An 8,123-nucleotide genomic window follows, 5' to 3' on the forward strand; every position below is an offset into this window, starting at 1 on the left:
TAGCTTGTGTTATTGGGAATCATAAGCAGGTTCCATAATGGCGGTAGCAATTGTGCGCTCCCCCCTGTACGGATTGCGCCCATGCGCTACCAGCATGTTATCCAGGAAGATGATATCTCCTTTCTCATAGGGAAAGACGACCCTGTTCCGCTCATAGGCATTCCTGATGTCCAGGTACTCCTCGTAAGTGATCTCCGCCCCATCCCCAAAAAAAGTCTCGGACGACAGGTACTCCTGCGGGAGCGTTTCACCGGGTTGCATATCCAGCTCTTCATACCGTGAGAACCTGTGAAAGAAGAATACGTGGTTGAACCATGTTTCATCTCCTGATACGGGGTGTTTGTAGATAGCGGGCTTTACCCATTCAATTACAAGATCTTCATCCCTGAACTCAAATTGTATATCATACTTCCGGCAGATCTCCGCCACGTCCTGCTTCACGGGGGTCTGGAATACCTCCTGCCAGGGCATGCCAAGCCCGGCGGAAAGATTACGGCGGTATTTCACGCCTTTTGACCGGAATTTGCTGACCAGGTCCGGGCTGATATCCTTTAACACTTTCCGGGAATCGGCCAGTGGGGTTTCTCCTCCTTCCAATGCGGGCCGGAGACAGCAGAAAGCGATCTTCATTCCCCATGCCCGGCTGTAGGAAGATTCATTGTGCATGTTTATGCTGCGTTCATTCGGATAAGAGGTAGACCTGTAGATATTCTTTACGCTCCTGTCCAGTTCTTCCCTGGGGGAAGAACGGAACATATAAGGGATAGGCGTGTCAGTAAAGCATTTTATCACCTGGTTAAAATGTTCCACTGTTTCTACACGGAAACCCCTGAAAAGAATACCGCCGTGCCTGAGCAGATCGTTCTCCAGTCGGCGTTCGTGCTTCCTGATCCATTCAACCAGGTCTGTCCCCTCCATACCGGGAGTGATCATCAAAGGCAGGCCGCCATTTTCCCTGTTGGTGCTATGTGGTGCTGTCATATTTTTATCTTTTCGTATGCTGTATTATCCGCTACTTCCTGTTGCGAGGTAAGCCAGCCGGCGTTCAGTATCTTTTCGGCCAGGTTCCTGATGGTGGGCTCCTCAAACAGCTTTTTCACACTGATCACCACGCCAAATTCCTGTGATACCTGGTTCAGCATTTTGATGGCTTTAATACTATGCCCGCCCAATTCAAAAAAGTTAGCCGTCACACTGATCTCGTTATACAGGCGCAGCACTTCCTTCCATATTTCAACGAGCCGGGTTTCCACTTCGTTGGCGGGCGCTTCGTAACTGTCCTCTTCCTGCCCGGCATGCGCGCCTGCAACCTGTGGCAACTGCTTTACATCCACTTTACCATTTACTGTAAGCGGGAACTCATCCAGCCGGATATACATTTCCGGCAGCATGTATGACGGCAACTTACTTTTCAGGTATGATCTTGTTGTGTGTTCATTAAATCCCGGGCCGGTTGTTATATACCCTGACAGCGTTGGCTCCTCGCCGGCGCCCGGCGCCAGCAACACCACTGCCTGCCGTACCCCCGGGCAGGTTTGCAGCACATGCTCAATCTCTCCCAGCTCTACCCGGTATCCCCTGATCTTCACCTGGTTGTCTGTGCGGCCTATGTATTCAATATTCCCATCCGGCAGCCAAGTGGCAAGGTCCCCGGTACGGTATAGCCGTTCTCCTTTATGAAAAGGGCTATCAATAAATCGTTCGGCAGTAAGAGTGGCATTGTTCAGGTACGCCCTGGCCAACTGTGCGCCACCGATATACAGTTCTCCCGCCACGCCTGCCGGCACAGGCTGCCGTGATGCATCCAGTATGTACAGCGCCGTATTATCCACCGGCCTACCTATGTGCATACTTTCCGGCAACGGCTGTTCAATTACCGCAACGCTGCAGCCTACGGTAGCTTCCGTAGGCCCGTATTCGTTATAGATCGTCATATTGCTGTTCAATGCATGCAGTATCCCTACGTGCTTTTTATGCAGGGGCTCCCCTCCCACGATCGCCGTGGCAACCCCGGTAGCTTTAATACCCATTGCCGGGATCAACTGTATGTGCGAGGGTGTCAGTTTAATCGTATCCAGGCCACTATCCTGATCCAGGTACGCAGTCAAAATTTCCTGTATGCCCATTTCCTGCGGGAAAACCCGCAGGCAACCGCCCGCCAGCAGTGTCCCGAACAAAGTGGTAACGGTCAGATCAAAGGAGAGGGAGGTATATAATCCCATATTCCCTTTTCCGTTCCCGTTCATATAGGTCTTAACTGCCCAGTCCAGGTAATTGCTTAAAGCGGCATGCTCCACCTGTACCCCTTTCGGAACGCCGGTGGAGCCGGAGGTATAGATAACATAGGCCAGTTGCGACGGAGTGGGCTGCAGCTCCATACGCGCAGCAGGCGCGGCCTGTATGGTTGGCTGCGCGGCATCCAGGTCGATGATCTTCTGTGTGGAGGCCTCTGCAGGCAATAGCTGTTTACAGGCGCTGTCGGTGATGATCAAGCGACTGTTGACATCAGATAAAATATACGCCGTCCTTTCGCGGGGATATTCAGGGTCCAGGGGAACATAGGCTGCGCCTGCCTTCAGGATACCCCATATGGCAATCACCTGTTTTTCAGACCTGTTCATACAAACGGGGATCAGCTCTTCCGGTTTCACGCCCAGGCTGTGCAGGTAGGCGGCTACCTGGTTGCTGCGCTCATCCAGTTCCCGGTATGAAAGCACCTGCTCTTCGTACTGCAGGGCTGTACGCTCTCCCCCACGTGCCACCTGCTGATCAAACATTGCCACTACCGTTTGCAGGGGTGCCGGCGCAACCTTGCCGCAGGCTTGCTGCAACAGCCGCTCCCGCTCCTGATCTGCCAGGTAGCTCAATGAACCCAGCGGCTGCCCGGGCTTCTGCAATACCGACGCCAGCAAATGCTTGTAATGCCCGATCAGGCGGGCAATGCTTTCCCTGTTATAGATGTCACTGTTAAATTCTATCAACAGGTGGATATCCTTTCCTGTTTCCTGGAAATTGAAGATGAGGTCAAACTTACTGGTGGCAGGTCCTACATCCCGGACAAGATCCCTGTCTTCCGGCAGCAGGGCGTCCTTTCCATTTTCCTGCCCGCCGCCGGCAGAGGTGTTCTGGAAATTCACAAACACATCGAATATAAGGGAGCGGCTTACGTCCCTTTTCAGCGGCAGCTCCTGCACCAGCAGGTCAAATGGATATAGCTGATGTTCGTAAGCCTTCATAGTAGTAGCGCGAACCTTGCCCAGCAGGTCGATGAAGCTCTCTTCGGCGCTGCACCTGGTACGGAGGGCCAGCGTATTGATATAGAAACCGATCTGGTCATGCAGGTCCGCATGTTCCCTGCCGACTACCGGGGTGCCGAATATGATATCCTCCTGCCCGGTATAACGCAGGAATAATGCTTGTAAAGATGCGATCAGGCCGGTGAACAGGCTTCCTCCCTGCTGCTGCGTTATTTTCCTCAACGACGTAACCAGCTCCTCTTTGATAAAGGCGCTCAGTACATATCCGTTATGCGTGAGCACAGCCGGCCGGGGAGCAGCGCCCGGCAGGTCCAGCACGGGCAATTCGCCTTCAAACTGCCGGTGCCAGTATTGCCGGTGCACATCGAATGCCGGCGCGCCCAACTGCGCCTGTTCCCATACGGCATAATCCTTATACTGTATCCTCAGCGGCTCCCGGGTGTCTGCTTTCCCCTGCTGCAACGCTTCATAGGCGATCAGCACATCTCTTGTCAGTATATCGGTAGACCAAGCGTCCGTAATAATATGATGCATATTGTAATACAGCAGGTACTGCGCTGCGGCCAGCCGGAATAATGTTACCCTGAACAGGGGGGCCTGTTCCAGGTTGAACATTTTGCGCCCGTCTTCCTGTATCAAATGATCTGCCGCCTCCCTGCTTCCGGGCGCTTCGCTCAAATCCACGTAGGATAATTTAAAACCCAGCTCCCCGGGCTGCAATATCCACTGCCTTACTGTGCCTTCCTGGTCTTTCCTGAATACGGTGCGCAGTATTTCATGTCTTTTAATGACCTGGAAAATTGCCTGCTCAAATTTTACCGGGTCATATATGCCTTCCAGCTCATGGACGGAGCTGATATTGTATGCTGCGGAGTCGTTGTGAATATTGCTGCTAAGCCACAAGCGCATCTGGGCGGACGATAACGGGTAAGTGTCGGCTTCCGGTGCTGCCGGGATATTCTCTCCCATTTTCGCTTGTGCGGCCACTTGTTTAAGATAACCGACCACTTCTTCCTTTCGTGATCGGATCTCTTCCAGCAGTTCCTGCGGCAAAGCACCCTGAGGGGCTTCAATATCCAGGTTATTATGCTCATTCAGCTTCAGGAAGATATTGCTTTCACGAAGCAATTCAAGGAATGCGTCCACGTTGCTTTTTACAGTATTCATAACTTTATTTTATTCGGATTACAAAATATATTTACAGGCAATTCATAATTCTATCTTTTCATACTCCTGGCCGGGAGCTTTGTGCAGCAGGCCCTTCTGCAACCATTCTATATTGAGGATCTTTTTGGCAAGGTTAACAACAGTAGGGTCTTCGAACAGTTCCTTCACGCCCAGCGCAATGCCCAGCTCCCGCTGCACCCTGGATAATATTACAATGGCTTTAATGCTATGGCCGCCCAATTCAAAGAAATTATCGTGTATGCCTACCGGTTGTTCCAGCTCCAGCACCTCCTGCCACATTTTCACCAGCTTGTGCTCCAGTTCATTGCCAGGCGGAACATAAGACCGGGCAGGAACAGCGGCGCCAACCGCAGCTTCCAGCAGCAGCTTCCGGTCCACCTTACCAGCCGCAGTAAGCGGCAGCTCATCTACCTGTATACAGACACGGGGTATCATATATTCCGGTAACCTGCTTTTCAGATAGGTATGCACGGCTGTCATATCCACCCGGGAGGGGCCTGTTATGCAGGCTACCAGCTCCCTGGCGCCGGCGCCTGTTGTACGCGCTACCACTACCGCATCTTTTACGCCATCCAGTCCCCGCAAGGTATCCTCTATCTCGGCCGGCTCTATACGGTATCCTCTTATCTTTACCTGGTCATCTGCGCGCCCCGTGTATGCAATGTTCCCATCCGGCAGCCACTTACCGGTATCCCCTGTCCGGTAATAAACAGGACGGGCTGCTGTAGCAGGTGCGTACCTGTCAGGCAGGAAACGACTGGCAGTGCCTGCAGCATCTTTAAAATAGCCTTGCGCCAGGCATACACCGGCAATGCATATCTCGCCGTTGACACCTTCCGGAACCGGCCGGCCCTTTTTATCCAGTATGTAAATGCGGACGTTTGAGATTGGCCGGCCAATGGGTATTGCCACGTAATGGTGCGCTTCCAGCTCAAAGTATACACATCCTATGGAGGCTTCCGTAGGCCCGTACAGGTTAGTAAGCCGGATACCCGGGTAACATTCCCTGAAACGGTTAACCGCGGATACCGTGATCGCTTCCCCGCCAATCACAATGTGTTGCAGGGAATGCAGGTCATGCCTGCCTTCCCCCTGCTGCAGCTCATTTACCAGCTCATTGAACAGGGAGGGCACGAAGTCTGTCATACTAATGGCATGATCCTGCAGCAACCGTGTAAAATACTGCAGGTTGAAAGGGATGTCCTCTTCGGGGATCACAGTTTTGCCGCCATTGATCAGGGGCCAGTATAGCTGCCACACGGAACTATCAAAGATGTGCCGGGTGGTTCTGAGCACTGCTGTTGCAGATGCGGTCCCGAAATGCCCGTTCATCCACAGGAAGCGGTTGGTGATCCCCTGATGCGGTACGACCACACCCTTTGGCGTACCGGTAGTGCCGGAAGTATAGAACATATATATCGGGTCTTCGGGGCAGGACCGGTTTACAAATGGTGGCCCTTCCGGGGCCAGTATCGTATGATCCACCTGCAGCGCCGGTATTTCCCCGTTCAGCCCGGCCCTTTCCAGCGCTACCTTATTGACCAGCACCGCCTGGGCATCCAGCAAGCCCAGTAAGAGCTGCAGCCGGGCAGCAGGCCAGTTAATACTTAAAGGCACTGCCGCGGCGCCTGTTTTCAACACTGCAAGGAACGCCACTACATAGTCAATTCCCCTCGACATCAGCAATGGCACAAAGCAGGATGGGCCTATTCCATATCCGCTTAGTGTAAATGCCAGGGTATTTGCTTTTCCATTCAATTCACTGTAGGTAACCGACTGCGATCCGAATACAACGGCCGTATTATGCGGAGTTTTCAGTGCCTGGGCCTCAAACATATCCACTATTGTGCAGTTGCCAGGATAGGGCACTTCCGTATCATTCCATTCATACAACAGTTGCTGTTGCTCCCCGGGAGCCAGGCAACTGATTGCGGACAAATAGGTGTCAGGCGCGGCAGTGAAAACGCCTATCACGTTGGACAGGTGCCCGCTGATCCTTGCAACGGATGCAGGATCGTAACAGGCAGCATTATATCCCAGTATGATCTGCATACCATCCGGTGCAGGCACTACTGTTATATTAAAATCATAGTTTGTTTGCTCCGCAACAGCAGCAGACAGCAATTCCATCTGCTCAAGCCCGGGCCCTCCCTCATCCGTTGCGCCCGCTGTAAACACCGGCTGCACAGGATAGTTCTCGTAGATGAACAGGTGGTCAAACAGCCCGTTGCGGAGCGGGCTATCCGCCTGGATTTCCGACAGTTGCGTATAATGATGCGGTAATGAGGCGATGGCTTCCTGCTGCGCCTGCCGGAGCAGCTCCCGCACCGTGGAGTTATCCTCATACCGTATACGTACCGGGACCGTATTAATGAACAGCCCGATCATATGCTCCACGCCATCCAGCTCACCGGGACGGCCGGATACCACTGACCCGAACACTACGTCCTGCGTATTGTTGTAATAGCTTAACAGGTATCCCCAGGCGCATTGTATAAAAGTGCTCTCTGTAACCTCCAGTTGCCGGCAAAGGGCTTGCATGGCGTTCAGCGCCGGGGCATCCAACTGCAGCAGGATGTTCTTTCCATCATAGCGCTCTGCGGGGAATGGTTGTTTAAACGGCAGCGGGGCCTGCGTCTCATAATTTTCCAGGTATTGCTGCCAGTAACGCCGGCTGACCTGCCGGTCCAGTTTTGACAGCCACCTGATGTAATGTGCGTAGGAGGGTATGTTATCCAGCAATGGCTCACGCTTGTTCAGCAGCGCGTAATAAATACGGTAGCATTCATTGATCAGGATAGTGCCACACCACCCATCCATGAGTATATGATGATGGCTCCATACGAACTCATACTCCTGGTTGCCCAGGTCCAGCACTGACAAACGCATCTGCGAACCTTTGCCCAGATCAAAACCCGCGGCGCGGTCGTTTTGCTTATAGGTGTTGATGTAACCATCTTTATCAGCATGCCCGCTGATGTCCCTGTATATAAAAACGGGGGATACCTGCCTGCTGACCACCTGCAGGTTTCTGCCACCGTACTGATGCGTAAAAGCAGTGCGAAGTATAGCATGCCTGCTCAACAGGCGGGCATAGCTCTGCTCCAGCAACCCGATGTCCACCCTACCCTTCAGCCGGTAGCTGCTCTGCTCTACATAAGCCGTTGTACCGGGAGCTGCCAGCCAGTGGTAGTAAATTCCTTCCTGCAACGGCGACAGCTCGTAAACATCCTCTACCTCACCGGCGGATCCCAGCGCTGACACTTCCGACATGCTCAAGCCCCGGTAACTAAGATCAGAAGGCGTAACATAACGGCCATCATCCCCCGCCAGATCCCGGATCAGGCCCAGCAACAACGACTCATAACGGTTCACAAAACCCGCGATCGTAGCATCATCATACTGGGAACGGCTGTAATCCACCATCACCCGCAATCGACCCGATACCTGAAGACCTGTAACCGTCAGCGCATGATCCAGCTCATAGTCCGCCCTCAGCTCACGGCCCCGGTAATCTCCCGAATAAAGGAATAACTCCTCCCCCGTTGCACCCGATACCCCCGAACCAAAATCACCCAGGTAGTTGAACGTGATTCGACCGGCTGGCATATCAAAAGGCAACACTCCTCCGCCATCACGCAGGTAGCGCAGCAAGCCATAACCGATCCCTTTGCCGGG

3 protein-coding genes are annotated in these 8,123 nt (G+C 53.1%); all 3 read right to left on the reverse strand.

What is annotated here, in order from left to right; genetic code table 11:
• Nucleotides 1-9: 9 nt before the first annotated feature.
• The gene (locus tag LX66_RS24455) at nucleotides 10-981 is read right to left on the reverse strand and encodes a TauD/TfdA family dioxygenase (protein ID WP_145718331.1); all 972 of its coding nucleotides are present in this window, start codon (nucleotides 979-981) and stop codon (nucleotides 10-12) included.
• Nucleotides 978-4,424: a non-ribosomal peptide synthetase gene (locus LX66_RS24460; protein WP_145718333.1), complete on the reverse strand. Its 3,447-nt coding sequence runs from the start codon at nucleotides 4,422-4,424 to the stop codon at nucleotides 978-980. The genes LX66_RS24455 and LX66_RS24460 overlap by 4 nt, the downstream gene beginning before the upstream one ends.
• 42 nt (nucleotides 4,425-4,466) lie before the next feature.
• Nucleotides 4,467-8,123: non-ribosomal peptide synthetase (locus LX66_RS24465; RefSeq protein ID WP_145718335.1), on the reverse strand; the 3,657-nt coding region annotated here is incomplete at its 5' end.

It is taken from the genome of Chitinophaga japonensis (assembly GCF_007830125.1).
Taxonomy (GTDB): domain Bacteria; phylum Bacteroidota; class Bacteroidia; order Chitinophagales; family Chitinophagaceae; genus Chitinophaga; species Chitinophaga japonensis.